The organism is Peribacillus sp. NJ4 (assembly GCF_030348345.1).
Classification (GTDB): Bacteria; Bacillota; Bacilli; order Bacillales; family DSM-1321; genus Peribacillus.
Genome location: NZ_JAUCFQ010000001.1, coordinates 2,503,297 through 2,527,172, shown reverse-complemented (window position 1 = coordinate 2,527,172; position 23,876 = coordinate 2,503,297). Strand labels below are relative to the sequence as shown.

Annotated in this window: 26 protein-coding genes and 1 riboswitch; of the genes, 6 read left to right on the top strand and 20 right to left on the bottom strand. The window is 38.6% G+C overall.

What is annotated here, in order from left to right; genetic code table 11:
* Positions 1-126: 126 nt before the first annotated feature.
* The 5 genes from QUF94_RS12710 to QUF94_RS12690 all read right to left on the bottom strand — a co-directional run bounded on the left by QUF94_RS12710 (position 127) and on the right by QUF94_RS12690 (position 4,281).
* Positions 127-876: a (S)-benzoin forming benzil reductase gene (locus QUF94_RS12710; protein ID WP_289316172.1), complete on the bottom strand. Its 750-nt coding sequence runs from the start codon at positions 874-876 to the stop codon at positions 127-129.
* Between the two features lie 81 nt (positions 877-957).
* Complete coding sequence (cls, locus tag QUF94_RS12705) at positions 958-2,415, bottom strand: cardiolipin synthase (RefSeq protein ID WP_289316171.1); 1,458 nt, start codon at positions 2,413-2,415, stop codon at positions 958-960.
* 237 nt (positions 2,416-2,652) lie between these two features.
* A complete protein-coding gene (locus QUF94_RS12700) occupies positions 2,653-2,916 on the bottom strand; it encodes a metal-sensitive transcriptional regulator (RefSeq protein WP_283896419.1) in 264 nt (87 codons plus the stop codon).
* 172 nt (positions 2,917-3,088) lie between these two features.
* Positions 3,089-3,532 carry an SRPBCC family protein gene (locus tag QUF94_RS12695; protein WP_289316170.1) on the bottom strand — a complete coding sequence of 148 codons (444 nt, stop codon included), beginning with the start codon at positions 3,530-3,532 and terminating at the stop codon, positions 3,089-3,091.
* 221 nt (positions 3,533-3,753) lie between these two features.
* A complete protein-coding gene (locus QUF94_RS12690) occupies positions 3,754-4,281 on the bottom strand; it encodes a DUF4309 domain-containing protein (protein ID WP_289318363.1) in 528 nt (175 codons plus the stop codon).
* Positions 4,282-5,253: 972 nt separating this feature from the next.
* Here QUF94_RS12690 and glpT point away from each other — a divergent pair.
* The gene (gene glpT / locus QUF94_RS12685) at positions 5,254-6,615 is read left to right on the top strand and encodes a glycerol-3-phosphate transporter (protein ID WP_289316169.1); all 1,362 of its coding nucleotides are present in this window, start codon (positions 5,254-5,256) and stop codon (positions 6,613-6,615) included.
* Between the two features lie 272 nt (positions 6,616-6,887).
* On the opposite strand, the gene aspA is transcribed toward glpT, so the two are convergent.
* Together aspA and QUF94_RS12675 are read right to left on the bottom strand one after the other, a co-directional pair.
* Positions 6,888-8,318 carry an aspartate ammonia-lyase gene (gene aspA, locus QUF94_RS12680; protein ID WP_289316168.1) on the bottom strand — a complete coding sequence of 477 codons (1,431 nt, stop codon included), beginning with the start codon at positions 8,316-8,318 and terminating at the stop codon, positions 6,888-6,890.
* Between the two features lie 23 nt (positions 8,319-8,341).
* Positions 8,342-9,328, bottom strand: coding sequence for an asparaginase (locus QUF94_RS12675; protein WP_289318362.1), 987 nt, complete (start codon positions 9,326-9,328; stop codon positions 8,342-8,344).
* Positions 9,329-9,558: 230 nt separating this feature from the next.
* Here QUF94_RS12675 and QUF94_RS12670 point away from each other — a divergent pair, with 230 nt between their 5' ends.
* Positions 9,559-9,957 (top strand): helix-turn-helix domain-containing protein, encoded by a 399-nt coding sequence (locus tag QUF94_RS12670; RefSeq protein WP_289316167.1) that lies wholly within the window; start codon positions 9,559-9,561, stop codon positions 9,955-9,957.
* 862 nt (positions 9,958-10,819) lie between these two features.
* Here QUF94_RS12670 and QUF94_RS12665 read toward each other — a convergent pair.
* From QUF94_RS12665 to QUF94_RS12635, 7 genes are all read right to left on the bottom strand, one after another.
* Positions 10,820-10,987, bottom strand: coding sequence for a hypothetical protein (locus QUF94_RS12665; protein WP_162878727.1), 168 nt, complete (start codon positions 10,985-10,987; stop codon positions 10,820-10,822).
* Positions 10,988-11,583: 596 nt separating this feature from the next.
* Positions 11,584-12,546: a homocysteine S-methyltransferase gene (mmuM, locus tag QUF94_RS12660; protein WP_289316166.1), complete on the bottom strand. Its 963-nt coding sequence runs from the start codon at positions 12,544-12,546 to the stop codon at positions 11,584-11,586.
* On the bottom strand, positions 12,543-13,931 hold the full coding sequence (mmuP, locus tag QUF94_RS12655) for an S-methylmethionine permease (protein WP_289316165.1): 1,389 nt from the start codon (positions 13,929-13,931) through the stop codon (positions 12,543-12,545). The genes mmuM and mmuP overlap by 4 nt, the downstream gene beginning before the upstream one ends.
* Before the next feature lie 82 nt (positions 13,932-14,013).
* Positions 14,014-14,116, bottom strand: a riboswitch (SAM riboswitch).
* A gap of 229 nt (positions 14,117-14,345) precedes the next feature.
* Positions 14,346-14,954, bottom strand: coding sequence for a flavin reductase family protein (locus QUF94_RS12650; protein WP_289316164.1), 609 nt, complete (start codon positions 14,952-14,954; stop codon positions 14,346-14,348).
* A gap of 20 nt (positions 14,955-14,974) precedes the next feature.
* On the bottom strand, positions 14,975-15,583 hold the full coding sequence (locus tag QUF94_RS12645; RefSeq protein WP_289316163.1) for an alpha/beta hydrolase: 609 nt from the start codon (positions 15,581-15,583) through the stop codon (positions 14,975-14,977).
* Complete coding sequence (locus QUF94_RS12640) at positions 15,583-16,530, bottom strand: ring-cleaving dioxygenase (RefSeq protein ID WP_289316162.1); 948 nt, start codon at positions 16,528-16,530, stop codon at positions 15,583-15,585. The genes QUF94_RS12645 and QUF94_RS12640 overlap by 1 nt, the downstream gene beginning before the upstream one ends.
* Before the next feature lie 24 nt (positions 16,531-16,554).
* Complete coding sequence (locus QUF94_RS12635; protein ID WP_289316161.1) at positions 16,555-17,532, bottom strand: ring-cleaving dioxygenase; 978 nt, start codon at positions 17,530-17,532, stop codon at positions 16,555-16,557.
* A gap of 243 nt (positions 17,533-17,775) precedes the next feature.
* Between QUF94_RS12635 and QUF94_RS12630 the strand changes: the two genes are divergently transcribed.
* Positions 17,776-18,375 (top strand): nitroreductase family protein, encoded by a 600-nt coding sequence (locus QUF94_RS12630; RefSeq protein ID WP_289316160.1) that lies wholly within the window; start codon positions 17,776-17,778, stop codon positions 18,373-18,375.
* 179 nt (positions 18,376-18,554) lie between these two features.
* Here the strand turns inward: QUF94_RS12630 and QUF94_RS12625 are convergent, their stop codons facing one another.
* Genes QUF94_RS12625 through QUF94_RS12615 form a run of 3 tightly spaced genes read right to left on the bottom strand, consistent with a single transcriptional unit; the run spans position 18,555 to position 20,891 of the window.
* Positions 18,555-19,607 (bottom strand): alpha/beta fold hydrolase, encoded by a 1,053-nt coding sequence (locus QUF94_RS12625; protein WP_289316159.1) that lies wholly within the window; start codon positions 19,605-19,607, stop codon positions 18,555-18,557.
* Entirely contained in the window at positions 19,600-20,103 is a 504-nt protein-coding gene (locus QUF94_RS12620; protein ID WP_289316158.1) for a hypothetical protein, read from the bottom strand. The genes QUF94_RS12625 and QUF94_RS12620 overlap by 8 nt, the downstream gene beginning before the upstream one ends.
* A 26-nt stretch (positions 20,104-20,129) precedes the next feature.
* Positions 20,130-20,891: an SDR family oxidoreductase gene (locus QUF94_RS12615; protein ID WP_289318361.1), complete on the bottom strand. Its 762-nt coding sequence runs from the start codon at positions 20,889-20,891 to the stop codon at positions 20,130-20,132.
* Between the two features lie 350 nt (positions 20,892-21,241).
* On the opposite strand from QUF94_RS12615, the gene QUF94_RS12610 reads away from it, so the two are divergent.
* Positions 21,242-21,697: an OsmC family protein gene (locus tag QUF94_RS12610; protein ID WP_289316157.1), complete on the top strand. Its 456-nt coding sequence runs from the start codon at positions 21,242-21,244 to the stop codon at positions 21,695-21,697.
* A 45-nt stretch (positions 21,698-21,742) separates the two neighbouring features.
* On the opposite strand, the gene QUF94_RS12605 is transcribed toward QUF94_RS12610, so the two are convergent.
* Positions 21,743-21,994, bottom strand: coding sequence for a YkuS family protein (locus QUF94_RS12605; RefSeq protein WP_289316156.1), 252 nt, complete (start codon positions 21,992-21,994; stop codon positions 21,743-21,745).
* Positions 21,995-22,092: 98 nt separating this feature from the next.
* Here QUF94_RS12605 and QUF94_RS12600 point away from each other — a divergent pair, with 98 nt between their 5' ends.
* The gene (locus tag QUF94_RS12600; RefSeq protein ID WP_089363323.1) at positions 22,093-22,227 is read left to right on the top strand and encodes a YuzL family protein; all 135 of its coding nucleotides are present in this window, start codon (positions 22,093-22,095) and stop codon (positions 22,225-22,227) included.
* A gap of 137 nt (positions 22,228-22,364) precedes the next feature.
* On the opposite strand, the gene QUF94_RS12595 is transcribed toward QUF94_RS12600, so the two are convergent.
* Positions 22,365-22,526 (bottom strand): hypothetical protein, encoded by a 162-nt coding sequence (locus QUF94_RS12595; protein ID WP_289316155.1) that lies wholly within the window; start codon positions 22,524-22,526, stop codon positions 22,365-22,367.
* Between the two features lie 98 nt (positions 22,527-22,624).
* Here QUF94_RS12595 and QUF94_RS12590 point away from each other — a divergent pair, with 98 nt between their 5' ends.
* On the top strand, positions 22,625-22,816 hold the full coding sequence (locus tag QUF94_RS12590) for a hypothetical protein (protein WP_289316154.1): 192 nt from the start codon (positions 22,625-22,627) through the stop codon (positions 22,814-22,816).
* Between the two features lie 30 nt (positions 22,817-22,846).
* Here the strand turns inward: QUF94_RS12590 and QUF94_RS12585 are convergent, their stop codons facing one another.
* Positions 22,847-23,785 carry a magnesium transporter CorA family protein gene (locus tag QUF94_RS12585; RefSeq protein WP_289316153.1) on the bottom strand — a complete coding sequence of 313 codons (939 nt, stop codon included), beginning with the start codon at positions 23,783-23,785 and terminating at the stop codon, positions 22,847-22,849.
* Positions 23,786-23,876: the final 91 nt, after the last annotated feature.

Sequence of the window (23,876 nt, the reverse complement as noted above, 5' to 3'; positions counted from 1 at the left end):
TCCTTATGATGATATCTTGGATTTTTAGTCTTCAGATGCAATATTTAAAAAAGAGGCTGTCCAAAAAGGACACCCCCCACGCTATAGGACATCAATTGATTTCTGTTTCAGCCATTCTTTCATACATCAAAGCAAATTCTTAATATCGTAGAACTTCCCATTCTCCAAATCTTCCACTTCCAGAAGCTTCAATAGTTTTTCTGCCACAAATTCGGGGCTCCTTAACATGCCCTTCTCTTTATAATCATGAAATTTGTCTCGATCGGAAAAGTCCCGTTCGTCTGCTGACCGGATTGTCTCTTGCATCTCCGTGTCCATTACACCTGGTGAAAAAGATATGAGAGACGTAGGGAAGGACACTTTACCCTGTTCCAACCCTGCAACCCGGGTGAACATTTCTAGCCCCGCCTTGGTACTGCAGTAGGCTGCCCAACCATGATAAGGATTTTTTGCTGCACCTGAAGATATGTTCACCATTACCTTCTTTCTGTTCCAGTCCTTAGTCTGTTTAACGAATTCATCCGCCAATAGGATGGGTGCCATGAAATTCACCCGCATGCTGGTTTCCAAATTTACTTTACCAAGGTTTCCTACCGGCTTTATCGGTTCAATGACACCTGCATTATTAATGAAGTAAATGTCACTTGTTTCATCGACAGCAGCAAGTATCTCATTGACCAAGGAAGGTAACTTTTCAGTTTCATTCAAGTCCATCGATATAAAAGTAAGTTTCGTCCCGGATTGGTCAGCCATCTCCTCCATTTCAGGATGAGCTGTACGGGAAACTAAAATGCAATGATCACTTGTCCGCAAACATACCTTGGCAATCGCTGCACCTAAACCTTTTGAAGCACCTGTGATTATAAAAGTTTTCACGGCATTCCCCCCTTTTTTGAATCATTATCTATTGTACCAAAAGAAGCGGCCCTTATAGTAATGGGCCGCTTATTTATAAAGCTATAAAATCGGTGATACCAGCCGTGCAATGGACTCTTTAAAACGAATCCACTTTGAACGCTTTTCAAACTCTTCAATTGTAAGCTGCCTGCAGACTTCGACATCTTTATAAAAAATCCTTGTCAGTGTTTCGGCCATTCCTTCATCATAAATGAAGGCATTGACTTCAAAGTTCAATTTAAAACTTCGGACATCAATGTTAGCTGTTCCCACCGAGGAGACCTCTTCGTCAACCACGATCATCTTCGCATGAATAAAGCCGTTATCATAGATGTATATCTTAGCTCCCGCTCTTAATAACTGCCCTGCATTGTAAGTTGTTGCCCAATAAACGAAAAGGTGATCAGGTTTATTAGGAATCATTATCTTTACATCTAATCCTGATAAACTGGCAATCCTGAGTGCATCCAATAAACTTGCATCTGGTATGAAGTAAGGTGTTTGAATGAGAATCGATTTCTTTGCTGATGAAATTAATTTAATATAGCCATTTTTAATTTGTTCCCATTCAGAATCCGGCCCACTTGTCACTATTTGCAAATCTATATTGCCTTGAGGTTTTACAATAGGGAAATAATGAGGCTGATAAGTTATATCATGGTGCTTTGATGCCTGATTCCAATCAAGGATAAAACGGGTTTGAATGGCTTTGACAGCCGACCCCTTGATTCGAAGGTGTGTATCACGCCAATAACCGAATTTTGGATTAAGCCCTAAATACTCATCTCCAACATTAAAGCCTCCAACATACCCTACTTTTCCATCTATGATGACGAGCTTTCGATGGTTACGGAAATTCAGCCGTAAATTTATAAATTTTAATTTGGATGGAAAGAATGCCTCCACTCTTCCTCCAGCCTGCCTAAATTCCCTGAAGAAACGTTTAGTCATCCCTCTAGAACCCAGCTCGTCATAAAGGAGCCGAACTTTGACGCCTTCATTCGCTTTTTTAGTCAAAGCTTCAATGAATCGTTTACCCAGGCCGTCCCTTTGAATGATGTAGTATTGTATATGTATATGGTTTTCGGCCGCTTCAATATCTTTAAAAAGCTGGTCAAACTTAATTTTTCCTTCTGTAAAAATATCGACTTGATTATCTTCAGTAAGCACGGCATCATTGTTCCGGAGATGCATATAAATCAAATCACGGTAATTACTTGAAGAAGCATTTCGAAAAGGAAAATGATCCGTTGAAAGCTCTTCCATCTGTTTATCAAGGATTTCTTCAATCCCGATTTTCTTCTTGTCCTCCCATTGGAATAAGTGGGCGTGTCTTAAACTCGTACCAAAAAGAAGATATAAAATAAAACCGACTACAGGCAGAAAATATAACACCAATAACCAAGCCCAGGTCGTGCTCGCTTCCCTTCTTTCAAAAAATATGACAACCGTGGCAAATAAAATATTTAGAATGATGACGAGGCCCAGCAAAACCGATGTAACATGCGTAAATTCCATAGTATACCCTCACTCAATTTTTATCCCTTTAAGGATACCATGCAAATTCTTTATATCAAAGGATTTGCTTATCAGAAATGAAAACAGAGAATTCACAAAAATGGACCTCTTCCTGTAGAGGCCCATTTTAAAAAAATCCATCCACCCTGAACACTAAAAATCCTCAGGTTGGTCAGGTTGTCTTATAATCATTGCCTTAAAAATTTCAATTCAACAATAACAATAAAATATAATTGCTTACCGGCTTTTCACTAATAAATTAACAGCTTCTTTCACTAGCTCTTCGGGATTCTTTTCTCCGGTTTCATTAGCCTCCCTGACGCATTCTACAAGATTGGAACTTACTATTACTCCAATTGTCCTATCGATGGCAGATCTAGTGGCAGATAACTGCGTGACAACATCTCTGCAATCTTTGTTTTCCTCCATCATTTTCAATATCCCACGAAGCTGTCCTTCAATTCGCTTCACTCTATTTTTAACTTGCTTATCATATTCCATGTGAGGCCTCCTACCCTGCCAATTACTTATGAATTCTATCCAGACATCCATCATAAAACCCATTCAGTTTGAAATGATTGCTTAATAAAAATCTTACAATTTATAATACATACCACTAAGGTATAATTGTCAAGTGCCAATATACAATAACGATAGCTCCAATATGTAAATTCTATTTTTGTACAAGGAGACTTTGTGCAACTGCCTCAGAAAACTCGATCGTCATTTGGGGAACGTAGGTTTTTAACAAAGCATTGACGATAGGGGCTTTAGCTCCTTTTGCCGTAATCGCCAGACAGCCAGTCATTTTAGTCTGTCCATTTCCGCACTGTTCTGCTAAAAAATAGCCATGTCCATCAAATTTTTCATTTATTCCCTTAAGTTTAAATGTTACCTTATCGGGTTCCATCCATTCCAATATATTCACTTCAAGTTTAATTTTCTTCTTCATTAATCCCAATTCGCTTTTAAACTCCCAAATAAGTGTCCCCTCATTTATCATCTCATGATTGATATATCCTGGGACAAGAGGTGCCCAACGATCTATGACACTGACAAATCCCCATACCGTTTTTATTGAAACAGGTAAAATGATACTATGCACACCTTCTGACAAAGCAGTTCCCCCTTAATCATTCTACTTACATCTTTTTAATGTATGGCTGAACAATATTGATTAGAACGATTAGATACCGAAACAAATTTTCACGATATTACATCTTGGATTTGTTTTATATACGAGTTAAAAGATTTGGATCATGAAAAACCTTCAACCATTCAAATTCAAAGAATCGCCCCTCTGAAATAACGGGACGATCCTTTTATGTCTTTTACTCATTAATCGGACGCAAATTCGACCGTATACATATTCAATCTTGGATCAGGGTTAATCCAGGCGCTCTCGAACACGAAGACCACTTTATAATTTACGTAATCAGTATAAGTGACATAATACATTCCTTCTTGCTCCTCTTCACTTACAGGTTCACCAATCAATCCCTTCAACTTAGATAAATGAATCGTTTGCAATTGCGGATCAAAATCCTCAATGGCGGTAATCGTTTTTCTACCTGTTGAGCCGTCATAGAGGAATCGGACATTACGGCTCCAATAATTAGCTGCAACTGTACTTAAATCTTCCGGTGTACCCCAGTCTTTTTCCACTTTCTTCAACGAATCACCTACAGAAAATGGTTTACTGTTAATGGATTGTTGGGATTCATAGGCTAATCCCATGATCTGCCTTATCAAGAGATCTGGCGTGGACTGTGATGATATTGAAGCTGAAGAAGCAAAAGCAGCCTGCCCACTAAACATGAAAAATGCCAGCATTAGCAATGTAAAGCTTCGGGTAAAACGATTCACTTGTTTCAAAGTTATCCTCCCTTTCTCGTGATAATGACTAATTACACTATTTTAACCGTTTTTAATTAGGGATCCCGAAGATTCAAGGTAATCCAGCAGTTCTATATATGCTCAATAATTGAGAATAATACCATCTTCAATCCTCTTAAACGTGTCATTCTTCACTCATAATAAGGACGTTATCTCTTCAACAAAATGAAAGTTTTTTGGAACAAAAATTATTTGCCGTTTGGAAACTGGGCTAAATAATACTGTGCAAATGATTTAGACTGTTACTGAATGAATTGTCTATATTATTCCATTTGGTTTTACCTTTACTATTAATATTCGTTGGAATTTTGGACACATGCCATTCGTACTAAAAAAAATCTTTTCAAAGTGATGAGCATTCCAAAACATTAAGAGCTGCTTTTTTGTTTCAGGAACGAAACCGGAAGAAGGGAATGAAGTAGCCATCATTTGCAGAGGCTACTGAATCTACCGTAAAAACGAATATAAATGCCTTTCTTCAAGCTATGAATTCCAGTTACAATCAGGGGACATTGCATTTTATACAGTTGTGACGTCTTGTCTTAATTTAGTTATTCCCATAAAACATAACACATCGTTACGATTTAGCTCTATCTCGATTTAATGACCCTTTCAATCGAAAGATTAATACCGATCATGCCATTTCAAGTGGACCACATTTCATTCTAATTGTCCTGATTTTAAAACTACGACTAAAACAATTTTATTTAGTTAACTTGATGCAAATGGCGCCAGACACTGTCCAAACCCGCACAAAAAAACATTTGACAGCGTTTTCTTATAAAGATAGTATATTTATTACAAGTTAACGATGATGGAGATTTGGAGACTCATGCTTTAATAGACCTTTTAAACAAAAAGGGCGCTATTTAAGTGTGGGTTTTTTTTATGTTTCAACATCGATACTTAACTTGGTTCAAAATTATAATAAGGAGGAATTGGATGCTCAAATTATTTAAGCCTGCCCTACCAGTGGAAAGATTACCTGAAGGAAAAATTGATTCTGAATATAAGAAACTTAGATTACAAGTTTTCATCGGAATCTTCATTGGTTATGCAGCGTACTATTTAATTCGCAAAAACTTTACCATGGCGATGCCATATTTAAAGGAGGAAGGGTTTACAACTGGAGAGCTGGGTCTTGCATTATCAGCCATTTCGATTTCATATGGGATAAGTAAGTTTGTAATGGGAACTGTGTCAGACCGAAGTAATGCACGGTACTTCTTGCCAGTAGGGTTGATTCTTGCTGGAATTGTTAGCTTACTTATGGGCGTCGTTCCATTTTTCACATCATCGGTTGCAATTATGTTCATCATGTTATTCATTAATGGATGGTTTCAAGGAATGGGTTGGCCTCCATCAGGCCGAGTACTTGTTCACTGGTTTAGTGTTAGTGAAAGAGGGGGAAAAACAGCGGTATGGAATGTTGCCCATAACGTGGGTGGTGGCTTAATGGCACCATTGGCGATTGCAGGTGTCTCCATCTTTGCAACATTTATGGGTTCTTCTTATTCAGGTTATGAAGGGGTTTTTATACTACCTGCTATAGTTGCTATTATAATCGCAATCATTTCATTTATCTTAATACGCGATACACCACAATCAGTTGGATTACCTCCAATTGAAGAGTATCGTAATGATTTTCCAAATAAAATGAAAAAAACGTTTGAAACAGAATTGACAACAAAAGAGATATTATTTAAATATGTTTTAAATAACAAATGGGTTTGGGCAATTGCGATTGCAAACATCTTTGTTTATTTCGTCCGTTATGGGGTACTTGATTGGGCTCCGACCTATTTAAGCGAAGAAAAAGGCTTCAACATGGACGAGTCCAGTACGGCTTATTTCTTATATGAATGGGCAGGCATTCCGGGAACTTTATTATGCGGTTATATCTCGGATAAAGTTTTTAAAGGGCGTCGTGGACCGGCCGGGGTTGTCTTTATGCTAGGAGTATTAATCGCAGTCCTTGTTTACTGGTTTAACCCTGCAGGTAACCCAATGATTGATATTATTTCACTAATTGCGATTGGATTCTTAATTTATGGGCCTGTAATGTTAATTGGTCTACAAGCACTTGATTTAGTTCCTAAAAAAGCTGCCGGTACTGCAGCAGGACTGACTGGCTTATTTGGATATTTAGGTGGATCAGTAGCGGCTAATGCCATTATGGGATATGTAGTGGACTTTGCAGGTTGGAATGCAGGCTTTACATTAATAACAATTTCTTGTGTTCTGGCAGTAGTGGTTTTTGCATTTACATGGAATGTTCGTGGACAGGAAGTAGTAAAAGGCTAATACAGGAAACATTTAGCTCAAGCTTCCCCTTTAGATGTATTTCTAAGGGGGATTAATTTTTTAGGACAATGGCCAAAAATACCACAAAATAAACTTACAAGCTTCATTTATAATCTGAATATTCGGTTTTTTATCTTCGCACGCAGGTGTGCATATGAATGAGTAAAATTTCATATTAAATAATAAAAAACTATGCCTATAAACCAATGGTCCAATAGGCATAGTCATACCAACAAAATTATATAGTTTAATGTCTTCTACAAATTTACTGGTTATTCCCGATCGAAAAGAGATGCACCTGCTATACCAGGCTTTGTCATCTCATAAGGATTTAAAATTAAATCCAATTCTTCTTCAGTTAACACATCATACTGTAAACAAAGTTCGCGAACTGATTTTCCTTTTAAAATCGCTTCACGCGCAATACGTGAAACCACTTCGTAACCAAGGTGCGGGTTGACCGCTGTAATCACTCCAACACTTTGTTCGACATAATCTTTTAAATGTTGCTCATTCGCTTCAATGCCTTCTAAACAATAATCTGTAAAGACATTGAAAGCATTGTTCATAATGCTGATAGATTGCAATAAATTGAATACAAGCACTGGCTCCATTACATTCAACTCTAGTTGCCCCGCTTCTGATGCTAAGCATATCGTATTATCGTTCCCGATCACTTGGAAAGCGACTTGATTAATTAATTCTGGCATTACTGGATTTACTTTTCCTGGCATGATGGATGAACCTGGTTGACGAGCTGGAAGTGTGATTTCTCCTAATCCCGCTCTTGGTCCTGAAGCCATCAAACGTAAATCATTAGCAATTTTAGACATATTCATCATACATACTTTCAATGAAGCTGACACTTCTGTATATGCATCCGTATTTTGGGTTGCATCTACTAAATGTTCTGCTCCGACAAGTGGCAATTCACTGATTTCAGCTAAATACTTAACAACATTTTCAATGTAACGCGGATCTGCATTTAATCCCGTTCCAACTGCAGTTGCTCCCATATTCACTTCATATAAATGTTGACGTGATTGACTGATTCTTTTTATATCCCGCTCTAATACGCGACTATATGCTTCAAATTCTTGCCCGAGACGAATTGGCACTGCATCCTGAAGATGTGTGCGACCCATTTTGATAACATGATCAAATTGTTTTGCTTTATTCTTTAGGACCGTACTCATCTTTGTCATTGTTTGTATTAACTGCTCTAATAGTCGTAGTGTTGATAAATGAATGGCAGTTGGAAATACGTCATTCGTCGATTGTGACATGTTAACGTGGCTGTTTGGACTAACATGAACATAATCACCTTTATTGTGTCCCATAAGTTCTAACGCTCGGTTGGCAACGATTTCATTAATGTTCATATTCATCGAAGTGCCCGCGCCGCCTTGAATTGGGTCAACGATGAAATATTCATGCCACTTTCCATCGATCACTTCATCTGAAGCTTTAACGATAGCGTTTCCAATACCTTCATACAAGCGTTTGGTATCCATATTTGCTAAAGCGGCTGCTTTTTTTATCATAGCAAGTGCACGAATCATTTCTTCATTGACTTTATAACCGGTAATCGGAAAATTTTCTACAGCGCGTAAAGTTTGTATTCCATAATAAACATCTGCTGGAATTTCCTTTTCCCCAAGAAAGTCTTTTTCAATTCGGTATGTTCTCTCATCTATCAACATTTCCTCTTGCCCCTTTGTTTGTTCTAGAATGTAATGTCCTCTGCAATCGGTGTTTCCATCAATTCCTTCACCTTTTTGGGATCCTGTGTCTTTGCTAATATCCACATCAACTTAGGAACGATGGCTTCTGTATTCATATTTCTGGAACGAATGATGACATTCTTATTTACTTTTCGTCCCACTTCGTATATATCCATATCCTCCCCTTCCTCTAAACATTGGGTAGTAATGACAACGGATATTCCACACTCGACCAACTCATTCAACTTCTCTAAAATATTTCTTCCTTGAAACGGAATACCGCCGCTCCCATAACTTTCAATTACAATTCCCCGGTATTGATTTTTCAGAAAATCAAAGAATTCGGGCTTAATCCCCGGATATAGCTTTACCAAAGCAACATCAGTACAAATGGAAGCATCTAACTTGGCTTTCTTATTCTTTGTTGATTGAACTGGCTTAAGATACTCAATTTTATCTTTTGATATGGAAGCAATATAAGGATAATTAATACTTTCAAACGAATCATAGCTTTTCGTTCTCAATTTAATGGCCCTTGTACCCTGGATGACTCTACCATCAAAAACTACATATACGCCTCCAATATCTTCACAAGCAAACCGAATCGCATCAGAGATATTTCTTTTGGCATCCGTCTTTTTAAAGGCAATTGGGATTTGAGAACCTGTAATAATAATTGGTTTCCCTAAATCTTGTAACATATATGAGAGCGCAGCTGAAGTGTAAGCCATCGTATCTGTCCCATGGGTGATCACAAAGCCATCGTAATCATGGTAGTGCTCATGGATGGATTGAGCCATTTCTGTCCAATCTTCCGGCTGCATATTTGTACTATCGATATTCATCAAAGGCTTACTATCAATCTGACATAAATCTAATCCCGGAAGGTGACCTAAAATTTCGTCAGCTTTCATCCCTGGAACCAGTCCATTTTCCCCTTCTAACGATGCAATTGTACCACCGGTAGTAATTAACATCAACTTCTTAATTTTTGACTTCAATTCCTCCAATTTACTACCCCCTATAAAGCCTCCCTGTATCCCAATCATTCTAAGCATCTCAGAAAGGATGTATTCATTGTAAATGTTCATGTTACGCGTACATCACATGTAATTATAGTTCTGTTCAAGAGTGAAATCAAGCTAAAGTTATTCATTACGCGTACACTTTATTGTCATATGATGGTATAATGGATTTATATAAAAGGAGAGTAATAAAAATGATATTAAATAGATTAACTACATTAAGGAAGTGCAAAAGGTGGTCTTTGCAATATACGGCTGACAGGCTCGGAATCGCCAAGAGTACCTATGCAGGTTACGAATCGGGCCACCGCCGCCCTTCATTAGAAACGATTAATTTATTAGCCGGCTTATATGATACATCCACCGATTATCTTCTAGGTAGAGTAGATTATCCAGCTTCTCTGCCTAAAGAGGTTTCCACAGAATCACTTCAGGTCTTGGAATTAACCGATTTATCAAATATGAAGCTTTCTGTCGATGGAATTTCTCTTTCTGAAGAAGAAACGATTCAATTTATTGCTTTTATTAGAGCTAAGCGAGAAGTGGAAGTAAATCGAGATAAACTTAATAAAACAAAAGAGCCATTGGGCTAAGTTCTGGTAAGTGGAATCTGATATAACCTTTCATTTAGCAACAAATATACGAATTCAAATTGCGGACATTATTATTTTCCTGCAGCATTTATGAGGGACATAACCGTATGACATAAAGCAGGGTCTTATAGTTATAAAGTGGACTTATTGCACTATCACCTGATAGTTGGGTTTTAACTTACTTGGAAAATTAGGATATGGTAGGCTTGATGGATTCTTTAAGAACATGAACTCCCTTAACTTTTGTTAGGATAAGTTGTCCTAGTTATTGAAGTTCGCACTTTCATGACTAAAATGATTGCTATTTTTTATGAAAAGAGAATATGTGTACAAATAGATTATACTACTAACTGGTCTGGGCTCTGCAATGAAAACTAATGTCCCGAGAAAGTAAGTTGGAGGTTTTTATCATTTAATAGAAGAAAGTCGTCTTATCATAGATCCTCCATTATTTTTATCCTGTTTTCCACTTTTCTTACAAAAAATTTTAACAGAATTTTTTGTAATTCTTCCGTTTTTCCCTCCATTTATACGCTTATTTACATTTAATCACTCCGACTTTCCCTCTTTATTATTTGCAATGAAAGAAAAAACCATAGCAAAGCTCATGGTTTTTTCCCAATCCCATATATGGAAATTAATGAAATCTTTAAAAGCAAATACGAAGCTGAATGTTGGAACCATCATGATGAAGTGGAACAAACGTTATTATTCATGTGCTGTTTTTCGGAAAGCGAAATTTTATAAGCCTTACTAGAATGGGAAATTGCTTATGCAAACAATAATAATTGCAATACCTTGCTAGTACTATGTTATGAGCGATATTTAAAAATGACTAAACTATATACTGCTTCCCAAATAATTAAGGCATCTCGTCTTCTTTTTCACGATTTTTAAAAGCTTCATGTGTGACAATATCCTCAATCTGTTCATATTGTCGACTATGTTCTTTCTCTTCGCTTATTCTATTATTAGGTAAATTCCCTGGATGTCCTTTTTCTTTGTGATTAAAATTTTTACCACGACTCATATTCATTCTCTCCTTTCTATTCTTGTTTATTTAGTTTTCCCAAGCGTAAAAAAAATATGATTTAATTTCCCTTTTTACTGATCGTGAATCATTTTATTAATAAGGAACTTTCATTCTAGGTTGACTCATATTTCATTGTTTCTTGCTTTAATGAAGGCTGTTTTTCATTGTTGCCTTAAGCAGTTTGGCTAAATAAGTAAAGGTGAATCTGAACCTGCTGCAAAATCGGATTCATTCCTCTCTTAATCCCGAGAGATAGCAACTAATATTTCCAAATCCCTCCTTTCTCGTTCAATATTCGTCTAATTGTACATCATGATCCAGGCAATCAAGCGGCAAAATCCGCAACCACCGTTAAGTAGGCGCAATTCGGTCAAGTGCATACATGAAACGAATCACTTATTTCAGAAGCCCCTAGAAACAATAAGCAATTCTCCCTTTCCTTCCAATAACTCAAATCTGAATAAAGAGACAAAAAGAACAGGAACCGCCTGATTAAGACGATTCCTGTTCTTTTTATTTTTGACAAGACGAGAGGGAGGGTTTTCCCACTTCTTACATAGCTAATAAAAACATTTTGAAATCCAGAAAAAAGGCTATGAGGATACCACCTCGGATGGTCGCCACTTTCTTGAAATCTCTTCAATATGATGAGGTGCCGTTCTGCAGCAACCTCCAATCAAACGTGCCCCTGCATGGTGCCATTCTTCGGATTTCAGGTTGAACTTGTTACAAGATTCTTGACCATGCCATGTTTTGGTATCCGGATTATAAGTTTCACCAGAATTCGGATAAACAATAATTGGTTTTTTCGTGTTTGCACTCAACACATTGATAGCTTCCGTGACAACTGATACTGGTGCACAGTTAATGCCAATCGCTGCAATTTGCTCACTTTCCTCAAACAACCTCGTACACTCCTCCAGCAATGTACCGTCACTTATCGCTTTCTCATCTTTCAAAGAAAAGGATAGCCAAGCATACACTTCTGGATAATCCTTCAATAATGAATCCAATACTTTTGCTTCTTGAAGGGATGGAATCGTTTCAAATGCTAAGAGATCAGCACCTGCTTCAATCAAAGCTGATATTCTTGGGCGATGAAATTCTACTAAGGTTTCATCTGAAACACCATAGTTTCCTACATATTCTGAACCATCTGCAAGGTACGCCCCATAAGGTCCAACTGATGCAGCAACCAATGGCTTAGGTCTATTTGTTTGCGTTTCATCCTTCCAATAATCATCCCTTGCTTTCCTTGCGAGTAACACCGTTTTCCGAATTAACTCCATGGCCTCTTTTTCTTGGATCCCACGCAGGGAGAAACCTTCAACGGTGGCTTGGTAGCTTGCAGTTATCGCACAGTCCGCTCCAGCACGAAAATATGCAGAGTGAACCTGATAAATCACTTCTGGATTTTCAAGTAATACACGTGCAGACCACAGGGGATCGTCCAAATCACATCCATACCGCTCGAGCTCTGTAGCTAGAGCTCCGTCCAGAATCATGACTGAATGATCTCGTAAAATAGCGTCAATTGGGTTTATTTTATTCTTCATGGTTTTACTCCTCTTTTCTTTGAAGATTGTGTAATATAATAAGTTCCATAGCAAAACAAAATAAATGGAATACCACAATAAAGTGCTATCCGTTGTGTAGGATCAAAGGCAATTCCTATACATGAAGCAAGACAAAGCATGAAAGAAACGATTGGTACGAACGGATATAATGGTGTACGATAAGCCAAATCATTTACTGAATTTCCTTCTTTTATAAAACGTCTTCGGAATAGGAACTGTGAAGCGCTAATACTCATCCAAACTACAACCACGGCTAGACCCGAAATGGATACAAGGACGATATACACCGTATCCGGTGCAATAATACTCGAGAACAAGGCTAAACCACCACCCAACATACTGAAAATGACTGCATTTATCGGAACGCCTCTTTTTGTTAATTTTGCAAATATTGGTGATATCGTTTTCTTATCTGCAAGGGACCAAAGCATTCTGGAAGAGGCATATAGACCTGAGTTTGCAGCAGACAAAATGGCAGTTAAAATAACAAAGTTCATGATATCCGCTGCATATGGCACTCCAATTCGTTCAAGAACTGCAACAAAGGGGCTCTCTAATACGCTTGCATCCGAAACAGGCAATAATGCGGATAATACAACGATGGTTCCTACAAAAAAGATGATCAATCTCCATAATGTCATGCGGATTGCCTTTGGTATCGTTTTTTCTGGATTCACAGTTTCTCCAGCTGCAATTCCGATTAATTCAGTTCCAGAAAATGCGAAATTCACCGCAAGCATCGTCATTATAATGGCAAAAGCACCATTCGGAAATAAACCTGCACTTGTAAAATTGGAAAATAGCGGTGCTGGTTGTGAGTTAGTCATTGGAATAAAACCTACCATTGTCGCTGCTCCCAAAATAATAAATATCACAATCGCAATTACCTTTATAGACGCAAACCAAAATTCGGATTCAGCGAAAAACTTAACGGTCCAAGCATTTAATGCCAAGACCAATATGGCAAATAGAGCACTCCATATCCAGACATTGATTGATGGAAACCATCGCTGCATCAACAATCCTGCAGCCGTGAATTCCGAACCTAGTGCAACAGTCCAGGTTAACCAATATAACCAAGCTACTGTAAACCCTGTCCCTGGTCCGATGTATTTTGCTGCGTAGCTATGAAACGCACCTGTCTCGGGCATATGTACTGCCAGTTCACCTAGACATAGCATGACTAGATAAACCACTAATGCTCCAATCAGATACGAAAGGATGGTGCCCAACGGGCCAGCCTGCTGAATCGTATAACCCGAACTTAAGAACAAACCTGTTCCAATCACCCCGCCAAGCGATAGCATGATTAAATGCCGTGTTTTCATTTCCCTTTGAAATTCCTGTTTCCTTTTGTTCTCCATTCATACTCTCCTTTATCCTGCATCCAGAAAAAACGAAAACGCACTCTAAAAAGAGTGCGCTACTGACAAATAAAAACGTACGGTCTTATCTATCAAGGTTTCACCCCCTGGAATTAGCACAGTGTCTTAGCAGACCTGTTGCTGAGGTTTCATAGGGCCAGTCCCTCCACCTCTCTGGATAAGAAATTAATTTTTTATAACTTTATCAATCTATGAAAAAATTGTCAAGTTTTGTTTTGGAATATAAAGAATTCCCTTTACATTCAGACGATTTTGTCACCTCCGGCATGATTGCTTGTTTTGGTACAGTCGCTCACCGTATTAGAATTGCAGATAATTCTAATCGGGAATAATTTTGGTATAAAAAAAATGACGACATCTTAAAAGATGACGCCATTTTTTCTTTCTTATCACTTAAGGTCGTTCCATTTCAAATAATTCCCCTAGTTTTGTATAAGTATGACCCGCTAATCTTGCTACAGGTTTAAGCCCATTCTGGTCAATTCGGCCATTATGGTAAATATCTTGCTCTATATGATAGCAGACTATTTTACCTATCAATAAATCACAACCAGGTTTATCTAGGGAACCTCCCAATGGAATCGCATGCTCTAATGTACATTCAAAGCGTACCTTCGCTTCTTGCAATCCTGGTACGGATACCTTATCACTAACAGCCGTCGTGAAATTGGTCAGGCCCAATTCACTTTCATCCGATGGGAGTTCCTTGGCCGTTCGATTTGCATCAGCAACATTATTTTCATCAGTGATATGAACAACGAATTCCCCTGATTGAATTGCATTTCTTGCAGTGTCCTTTGAAACTCCTTCTTTCCGTTGAACAGAAATGGAAATCATCGGAGGATTGGAACTGACTATGTTAAAAAAGCTGAACGGCGCTATATTGATGGTACCGGTTTCGGATTGTGTCGTAACGAGAGCTATGGGTCTCGGTATAATGCTTCCAGTCAAAAACTTATAATTTTCCCGTTCAGTCAGACCTTCAGGATTTACTGAAATCATCTTCATTCCCTCTTTCATTCTTATATAAAGTTCTTATGAAACCATGAACCTGCTGCCTCGACCTCTGAACGTGTTAACTGATGACCGTAATTTTCCCAGTGAACTTCCACCGAAGCACCAGCTTGCAATAAAAGTTGATTAAGTTCATCCGTTTCTTCTGCCGGGCAAATCGGATCGTTTTTACCTGCAGCAATAAATACTGGTATATCTGAGAGTGACGGCATAGCAATCCCGCGTCTAGGCACCATTGGATGATGAAGAATCGCTCCTTGTAGTGCCCCTTCGAAATGGAACATCAAACTTGCCGCTATATTTGCACCATTAGAATAACCTAATGCTACCACTCTGTCACGGTCGAAGTCATATTGTCCGGACGCTAATTCCAAGAAGTCATTAAGCTCATTCGTACGGAAAATCAAATCTTCTTCGTCAAAAACCCCTTCAGCTAACCGGCGGAAAAAACGAGGCATTCCGTTTTCAAGGACATTTCCCCGTACACTCAATACGGATGAACCCGGTGAAACCATTTCCGATAATGGCAAGAGATCTGATTCCGTTCCTCCAGTACCATGTAAAAGCAAAAGTAACGGAGCTTCTGGATTACTTCCTTTTTGAAAAATATGTTTCATCATTTATCCTCCTCTAGTACTCTCGGCACTGCCGGCAGTAACGTTTTCTCCATGATTCCCCTTTTTTCTTCCAGCCATGGCGGGAGCATCAATTTACTACCCATCGTTTCCTTCGTCTCATCATGAGCAAAGCCAGGTGGATCTGTGGCAACTTCAAAGAGTATGCCTCCATCTTCCCGGAAATAAATGGCATCGAAGTATTGACGGTCTGTAAATGGGGTCACGCCATAGCCATTGTTACCGATATGTTCTCGCCATTCTTTATGATCTTCATTATCGCTTGCACGCCATGCCAGATGATGGACAGTTCCTACTCCGATTTTTCCATTTGGCAAAACGGTTTTTTTAACATCTATTAAATTTCCGATGTCCGATGTGGATTTGAAGCGGATGAAATCGTCCTCTTCCCCGATCTTTTGCAGGCCCATCACTTCCTCTAATAGTTCCATCGTTTTGATCGGTTTTGACGTCAATAATACAGCACCGCCAAATCCCTTGACTGCCTTATCAGCTGGTACACCGCCGAATGACCACTCGCTATTTTTACCTTCTTTACGCTCAACCAGTTCAAGTTGCAAACCATGTGGGTCTTGGAATTTCAGATATTCCTCACCGAAACGTGATGACTTTTCAAAGTCTATATTAAATTTACCCAAACGCATTTCCCAGAAGCCCATTGAACCTTCCGGAATGGCATATGTCGTAATCCCCACTTGTCCAGAGCCAATTGTCCCTCGGTATGCCCCAGGCCAAGGAAAGAAAGTGATGATAGTACCCGGTGAACCTGATTCATCTCCGAAATATAAGTGATAGGTGCCTGGATCATCAAAATTAACAGTTTTCTTCACCATACGCATTCCTAATACTCCAGCATAAAAATCCACATTCTCTTGAGGATTGCCTACAATTGCGGTTATATGATGTATTCCTGCATTTTGCTTTCTCATGCCGATTACTTCCTTTCCCGTTGATTAATTTGTTGATTTAGTATTCAGGGGTTTTAAATTCGATTCAATATCTTTTCTTTTCGATTCTAAAAATGGTGGCAGTGCAAGGTTCTCGCCTAGGTGCTCCTCTGCTTCATCCACTGCAAAACCAGGTCCATCAGTCGCTAATTCAAATAATATGCCATTCGGCTCCCTAAAATATAGTGAACGAAAATAAAAGCGGTCCACATATCCCGAGTTCACGAATTTCGATTCACTAATTTTCTCTATCCATTTTCTCAGTTCTACTTCATTATCCACCCGGAAGGCAACATGGTGTACTCCGCCTCTCCCCAATCGTTCTCGGGGAATGTCATTCCTTTCTTCGACATGGACTTCCGCTCCTGTTCCTCCCTCACCTGTCTCGTAGACGACAATCGGATTTTGCCCCCTAATTGAGGATGGGTATGTGCCTGATTTCCTGAACCCCAATACTTCGGTAAGAACGCTTTGCGTTTGTTCAATATTGGGTACAGTAAGTTTAACTGGTCCTAATCCTAGTATGGAAAACTCTTGCGGTACAGGGCTTCCATCCCATGGTAACCCTCCTTGAACGCCTTTATTATCCTGATCGGAAACAAGAAGAAGCCTTTGCCCTTCAGGATCTTTAAAAGAAAGAACCTTCCTTTGGAAACGGGTTGATATTTCATCATGATCAACCTTGGATTCCACAAACCGTTTTTTCCAATATTCGAGTGCTTCATCATCCCTCACCCGTAAAGAAATTTCTGAAATACTATTGTTTCCTTCATGAGTGCGGGCAGCATTGGGAATTTCAAAAAATGTCAGTTCCGTTCCCGGTGAACCAATTTGGTCTCCATAAAATAAGTGATACACACGAATATCATCTTGATTCACCGTTTTTTTGATTAATCGCATCCCTAATACTTTCGTGTAGAATTCAAAGTTGTTTCCCGCTCTAGCTGTAATCGCCGAAACATGATGTAATCCTTTTAATTCCATCCGTACCACTCCTATCTTTATAAATCTCCCCTTAAGGAGATGAATTATCCGCCAATAATATCTCGAATTCAAGGTATCTAATCTGTTATACACAACACTTTTAATAAAAATATCTTGAATTAAAGATAAACGACATTTATATATTTGTCAACCATTCCTGATTCAAATATTTCAAACCATTCACTTAATAAAATAATAATATCAGGTCAAAATAAGTCGGTATAATTAATGGAGGTGTGATATATGGCTAAAGATTTTTCAAGTGCAATTGAAGATAGGCGCTCATATTATTCCCTTAGTAAGGAAATTGTCGTCCCTAATAAAAGGATTAAGGAAGTTATCGATCATGCCGTTCAATATTCCCCTTCCGCTTTCAACTCACAAAGTGCAAGAGTGATTGTTTTAACCGGGAAAAGCCACGACCAATTATGGAATATCACAAAAGAAACATTAAGAAAAGCAGTCGGTGACAAAGATTTTGAAAAAACGGAAGAAAAAATAAAGTCATTTATAAATGGTTATGGTACGGTTTTATTCTTTGAAGATCAGGCCATTATAGAAAGGCTTCAAGAACAATTCAAGACGTATGCCGAAAACTTCCCGATTTGGTCTAACCAATCATCTGCCATTTTACAATTTGTCGTATGGACTTCCTTGGAAATTGAGGGGTTTGGTGCAAGTCTTCAGCATTATAATCCTTTAATCGATGACGAGGTGAGAAAGACATGGGATATATCACGCGACTGGAAACTCATCGCACAGATGCCTTTTGGAAAACCCACTGCAGAGCCTGGCGATAAAGCCGTCTCACCACTTGAAGAACGAGTGAAATATTATCAATAATACATTAGGGCCGGCTCTACATACTGAGCCAGCCCTTACTTTTATTTCACTTTAATAATCTGGGAATGTAGCAAAGAATTTTGAAAATATCAATGACGCAAAGCCCATAAATTCTACAACCGGCATGATTTTATTATACTCATTGTCGTTCAAAACGTACATTTCGCCCCCCTAGTAACCTATTGAATTGGGGAAGAACGCCCTGGTAGCCATTCCTTCAAATAAGATGGGAGTTCACCCGAATATTGTTTTACAGCATGTCCACTTTTCAGTAGACTGAATGTCTTATCCTTGCATGTTAAATGCTCCATTACCGGATAAATCATTTCCTGTGGGACCAATCGATCATACTTACTAGCTATGACCAAAACACTAGCATTAATTTTTGATAGCTTTGCTTTTTTTCCCCTTACCTTGAAACCACCATTAACCAAGCTATTTTTCATTAAAAGTTCTTTGGTTATTTGTTTTGCGGCTGCTCCGGATAATGGTACATGCCCATTAGCCCAAGCATTGAAACGGCGCCAATTTTGGACGTATTCCTCATCATCCGCTTGATTCAATAAAGATAAATAGGGTGATAAATAGATTGGAGATGTAATTAACCGGATTCCATATTTGACTGCACTGGCTGGGATCGTTTGATAAATATCGATCGTCTCGTCAAAATTCGCGGTACCTTCCTTTAACGCTTCCTGCCATTTATCAAAAAATTCTGAGGCACTGAAATCTACCGGTGTAACGGAGAGGATCAAATTCTTGATTGGCTCGTTTGCAATGGCAGCATATATTGCGGCTATTGTACCGCCGAGGCAAAACCCCATAACTGTAATTTCTGATGCTCCAGAGTGGCGTAATGCACGCTGCACCCCTTTTTGAATATAATCGATGATATAATCTTCGATCGATATTTCACCATCTTCAAACCCCGGGCTTCCAAAATCAAGCAAATACACATCAAAACCTTCATTTACAAAAGATTCTATTAAACTATTCCCTGGGGACAAATCAAGAATCAAAGGAGTATTGATTAGTGAATATATAAGAAAAACCGGTACATCATATTTTTTTTGTGCTGACGGATAATACCAAAGCGTTGATTTATTTTTTTTCCACACCGCTTTTTTCGGCGTCAGTCCCACTTCAGGCATTGGCTGATTGGGAATATCCATAAAATGTTTCCATTTAGTTATGGATTCGGATTGATTTTTCGGCACTTTCCGCTTAGCCATTTGAATTCCCCTGTCCAATTGAATCGACCTCAGGCAACTGTGCACTTAACAACAAAGAGTTATTTATAAAATCCGATATCCTTTTTTTACTCCCTTCCATTTCATTGGATTCCAATCTTGATTTCTTTTTCATACTGCGCGATGAATTGGCATTCCGTTTATTGCGTAATGAAGAATTACCTTTAGCAGTCCCTTCTCTATCCTCAACAAGTGTATAGACCAACTCTTCTAACCTATCAATCTTTTCTTCGAGCTGGATGATTAATTTCGCTACACTCGCCACATCTTTTTTTGTTGGATAATTCATGATGATGGACATTCTTTCTGATTCTTCCTGCATCCTATTTATTCTTGGAATCTGCATTTGTGCATTATCGCTTATTCTTTCTATTAATTCACGATTATTTAGCAAACCCTTGATTTTATCATTCAGCTGCTGCTCTTTTTGTGTGCCTATCAGTTTAAGTCCTTTAAAAAAATTTGATTTTTCCGCCATATATATCTTCCTTCCTTCTCCTCCGTTTATACTGCTGCCGATATTCCCCCGTCAATGATCAAAACATGACCAACCATATAGTCAGAAGCCTTTGAGGCTAAAAATACGGCAGCTCCCTTTAAATCATCATCGTTGCCAAACCGGCCCGCAGGAGTTTTACCTAATATGTCATAGTTGGAATTTTCAAGAATATTCTTTGAGATCCTAGTCGGGAAGAATCCAGGTGCTATCGCATTTACTTGGATACCGTACCTAGCGAGCTTTACCCCTAAATCCTTAGTCAATGTAATGACGGCACCCTTACTGGTGTTATAAGCAATGGTATCCAATAGCTCTGGAAACGTCCCGCCAAGACCCGTCACAGATGCAATATTTATGATTTTTCCGGAATTTTGCTGCTTCATGATCTTCGCTACAGCCTGTGAAAACAGGAAAGTACCTGTAACATTTACATTCAATACTTTTTCCCACTTATCCTTGGGAAGATCAAATAGCGGCCCTGCCCAGGACGTGCCGCTATTATTGACAAGAATATCAATCGTACCGAATTGGGCAACCGTTTCCTGTACCACATGATCAATATCACTCTCTTTCGTGATATCACATTCAAAGGCAACTGCCTTAATCCCCATTGATTGCAAGTGTTCGCATACCTCTTTACATACAGGAAGATTTCGTGAGGCAATGGCTATATTTGCTCCTGCCTCCCCCAACGCCATGGCAATCTGTTTGCCCAGTCCCCTACCGCCACCGGTAATGATTGCCGTTTTATTAGTCAAATCGAACATATTACTTAAAGTAGTCAACTTTTCAGCCCTTCCGTAATGAATTATTATTTATATAACTAATCTATATTATTATAGAAAAGCCTATCCAATATGGTGCTTAAAATAGCCTAATGCCTCTGCCTTTTGTTTGACCAATCCTAACTGGACACACTGTAAGTTTTTTTCGTCGTTTGTGAGAAATTCGACCGAACGGGCACATTATTCGGCATTTTCGGAGATTATTCGAACAGATCGACACTTTTTTCGGCCATTTGGAATCTTAATTCGACGATTCAACACTTTCGAGCAAAATCGAATACATAACCTGTTTAATCGTTTACACTATTAGATATAGTAAGGAGGTTAAAAATATGACGTTACATCACTTTCATTTAACCGCGGAATGGCCTGGCGGCAGAAATGATATCGGCACGATTCAATCAGGAAATCTGCAAACACAGATAAGTATCCCTACGGAAATGGAGGGACCAGGGATTGGCACTAATCCCGATGAAATGCTGCTTGGAGCGGCCTCGACCTGCTATATCATTACCTTTGCTGCCATGTTAGAGCGAGCCCATATAGAAAAGGACAGCTTGACCATGCAATCGGAAGCCTTAGTGGATGTTACAAATGGTGTATTCACCTACAAGAAGATCATACATCGCCCTACACTAGTATTAGCACGGGATACATCAGAAAAAGTGGCTGAAAAAGCGAGGGTACTTGCTGAAAAAGCTGAAACTTCTTGTATGATTTCAAGAGCGATCAAAGGTAATGTAGCGGTGGAATTGAACGTGACAATTTCCATATCACAACAACCTTGAACAGAAAAAGTGCCTAACCCAATATTGGGTTAGGCACTTTTTGAACTATTGAATTGCGTTCACTTTATTTTCAACCTGGCGGCACACTTCATCAGCCGTTAAACCATTTGCCTCTATGATAGACGCTTTTAATGAAGTATCGCTTATTCCCATCACATTACTATCCATTCCTGTAACCACACAACAATCCACGTTTTTTGCGTCAGCTTCTTGTTTAATCTCCACAACATCAAAACCTTTTTCACGAAGTGCTTCCTGAATATTCGTTAATGATTCTTCAACACCGATTTTTGACATCAACACACACCTCCTCTACTTTCTAACCTGTCCTTTTCACCTTCAATATATGTATAGGATGCAAAGGAAATAGGGAAAGTAATATCGAGGTGATAAAAATGAATGGTAAACACAAGAAAGATGCTTCACAAACTCGTTTAGGTTCTTCTCAGGTAGAGGGACAAGGTACCACTACGAAAGAAACCGGGTCCTTCACTCAACCATCTTCACTTAAAAAGCAAAAGCGTTCATGATAACCTAAACTATCATGGATTTTTCCGTGTACATGTTACACAAAAAACGCTTGGTTTAACAGCCAAGCGTTTTCCTCTGCTTAATCCAATGTAAATGTAACATACCCAGTTTCCTTACTTTCGACCAGGCTCTTTTCTTATAGATTTTGCTTTCTGATTTCCTGTTGGATCTTAAGATCATTCAGGTGATCCCCATCTTTGGCTTTTGAACTCATTTTTGATCTCCCGGCTTCATCCTGGTTTAAATCACTTGCCTTTAAATTATTATCGGGAGCGGCTTGCTCATTCCATTTCGTCATCATGATCTCCTCCTCAGTCCTTTATCCTTCCCAAACCTAAGAATATTCATGAATATACCCCACCGTTTATTGCAAAGATACTAATGGAGGTGGTTTTATTGGAACCAAACAAACCCGGCAATAAGGATGTACCGGATTTTAAAGAGTTGAACGACCGTATCATCAGGGAACCTTCACAGAGTCCCCGTTTAGTAATTAAAACGAATTTGGATGCAAAGAATGTAAATGATGAGAATCCCTATACCGATCGGATCAACAGTGAGGGATTTGCTGATTTTTTTGAGGAATAAAACAAAACCGGCTTAATAAGCCGGTTAATTTTAAAAATATTTTTTCTTCCAAAAAATGAATGCTGTCGTCCCCGCTAAAGTGATGGCAATTAATAATGTAAAGATGAAAGCATACGGATTATGTTCAAATGGCAGTTCCACATTCATTCCGTAAAAACTTGCCACCATCGTCGGGAGCGTTAAAATAATTGTCACTGAGGTTAGAAACTTCATGGCATTATTGACATTATTGGAAATAATCGAAGCGAATGCATCCATCATCCCGCTAAGAATCGAGAGATACACTTCTGCCATTTCAATTGCCTGTGCATTTTCGATGATTACGTCCTCAAGTAATTCTTTATCTTCTTCATACATTTTCAAATAATTAAAACGGAGGATCTTATCAAGTACTACCCGATTGGATTTCAATGATGTCGTAAAATAAACGAGGCTTTTTTCCAAAGCCAAGAAAGTATACAGTTCTTTATTTTTCATGGACTGATGCAATTCACGTTCCGCTTCATTCGTCATTTTGTTAATCTGTTTCAGATAACGTAAATAATAAGATGAAATTTCAAATAATAATTGTAAAGCAAACCTTGTTTTCTTATTGGTGAAAAACCCTTTAATCTTATTGTTTTTGAAATTCGCCAATATGGGTGTTTCTTTCAAAGATACCGTAATAAAACAGTCTTTGGTAAAGATCATCCCTATGGGAATCGTTTCGAAGATGGGTAAGTCGGCTTCGTCCCGGGTCAAATATGGAAAATCAACAATTATTAAAACATTATCATCTTCTTTTTCTATCCGAGGCCTTTCCTCATCGTCCAGCGGGTCTTTCATGAAATTGATCGGTAACTTCAAAGTCGTGCATATATAACTTATTTCAGCTTCAGTGGGCGCGACGATATTCACCCAGGAACCTTTTGTCATTTCCTCGATATTATTTAGGTGACGGTTTTCATCCGTCTTGTAGATTTCAATCATTAGTTGACCTCCTCTTCTATAGAGAAAGCCTTATTTACCTTCTTCGAGCAGATACTCAGGGAGAATAACAGTCTCGACTTCTAGCATCATA

Excerpts from the sequence above, each read along its gene's own strand:
- cls (WP_289316171.1), bottom strand. The coding sequence starts at position 2,415 with ATGGAATTTACGCATGTTACATCGGTTTTGCTGGGCCTCGTCATCATT.
- QUF94_RS12700 (WP_283896419.1), bottom strand. The coding sequence starts at position 2,916 with ATGGAATATGATAAGCAAGTTAAAAATAGAGTGAAGCGAATTGAAGGA.
- glpT (WP_289316169.1), top strand. The coding sequence starts at position 5,254 with ATGCTCAAATTATTTAAGCCTGCCCTACCAGTGGAAAGATTACCTGAA.
- aspA (WP_289316168.1), bottom strand. The coding sequence starts at position 8,318 with ATGTTGATAGATGAGAGAACATACCGAATTGAAAAAGACTTTCTTGGG.
- QUF94_RS12670 (WP_289316167.1), top strand. The coding sequence starts at position 9,559 with ATGATATTAAATAGATTAACTACATTAAGGAAGTGCAAAAGGTGGTCT.
- QUF94_RS12665 (WP_162878727.1), bottom strand. The coding sequence starts at position 10,987 with ATGAGTCGTGGTAAAAATTTTAATCACAAAGAAAAAGGACATCCAGGG.
- mmuM (WP_289316166.1), bottom strand. The coding sequence starts at position 12,546 with ATGAAGAATAAAATAAACCCAATTGACGCTATTTTACGAGATCATTCA.
- mmuP (WP_289316165.1), bottom strand. The coding sequence starts at position 13,931 with ATGGAGAACAAAAGGAAACAGGAATTTCAAAGGGAAATGAAAACACGG.
- QUF94_RS12650 (WP_289316164.1), bottom strand. The coding sequence starts at position 14,954 with ATGATTTCAGTAAATCCTGAAGGTCTGACTGAACGGGAAAATTATAAG.
- QUF94_RS12645 (WP_289316163.1), bottom strand. The coding sequence starts at position 15,583 with ATGAAACATATTTTTCAAAAAGGAAGTAATCCAGAAGCTCCGTTACTT.
- QUF94_RS12640 (WP_289316162.1), bottom strand. The coding sequence starts at position 16,530 with ATGAGAAAGCAAAATGCAGGAATACATCATATAACCGCAATTGTAGGC.
- QUF94_RS12635 (WP_289316161.1), bottom strand. The coding sequence starts at position 17,532 with ATGGAATTAAAAGGATTACATCATGTTTCGGCGATTACAGCTAGAGCG.
- QUF94_RS12630 (WP_289316160.1), top strand. The coding sequence starts at position 17,776 with ATGGCTAAAGATTTTTCAAGTGCAATTGAAGATAGGCGCTCATATTAT.
- QUF94_RS12625 (WP_289316159.1), bottom strand. The coding sequence starts at position 19,607 with ATGGCTAAGCGGAAAGTGCCGAAAAATCAATCCGAATCCATAACTAAA.
- QUF94_RS12620 (WP_289316158.1), bottom strand. The coding sequence starts at position 20,103 with ATGGCGGAAAAATCAAATTTTTTTAAAGGACTTAAACTGATAGGCACA.
- QUF94_RS12615 (WP_289318361.1), bottom strand. The coding sequence starts at position 20,891 with ATGTTCGATTTGACTAATAAAACGGCAATCATTACCGGTGGCGGTAGG.
- QUF94_RS12610 (WP_289316157.1), top strand. The coding sequence starts at position 21,242 with ATGACGTTACATCACTTTCATTTAACCGCGGAATGGCCTGGCGGCAGA.
- QUF94_RS12605 (WP_289316156.1), bottom strand. The coding sequence starts at position 21,994 with ATGTCAAAAATCGGTGTTGAAGAATCATTAACGAATATTCAGGAAGCA.
- QUF94_RS12600 (WP_089363323.1), top strand. The coding sequence starts at position 22,093 with ATGAATGGTAAACACAAGAAAGATGCTTCACAAACTCGTTTAGGTTCT.
- QUF94_RS12595 (WP_289316155.1), bottom strand. The coding sequence starts at position 22,526 with ATGACGAAATGGAATGAGCAAGCCGCTCCCGATAATAATTTAAAGGCA.
- QUF94_RS12585 (WP_289316153.1), bottom strand. The coding sequence starts at position 23,785 with ATGATTGAAATCTACAAGACGGATGAAAACCGTCACCTAAATAATATC.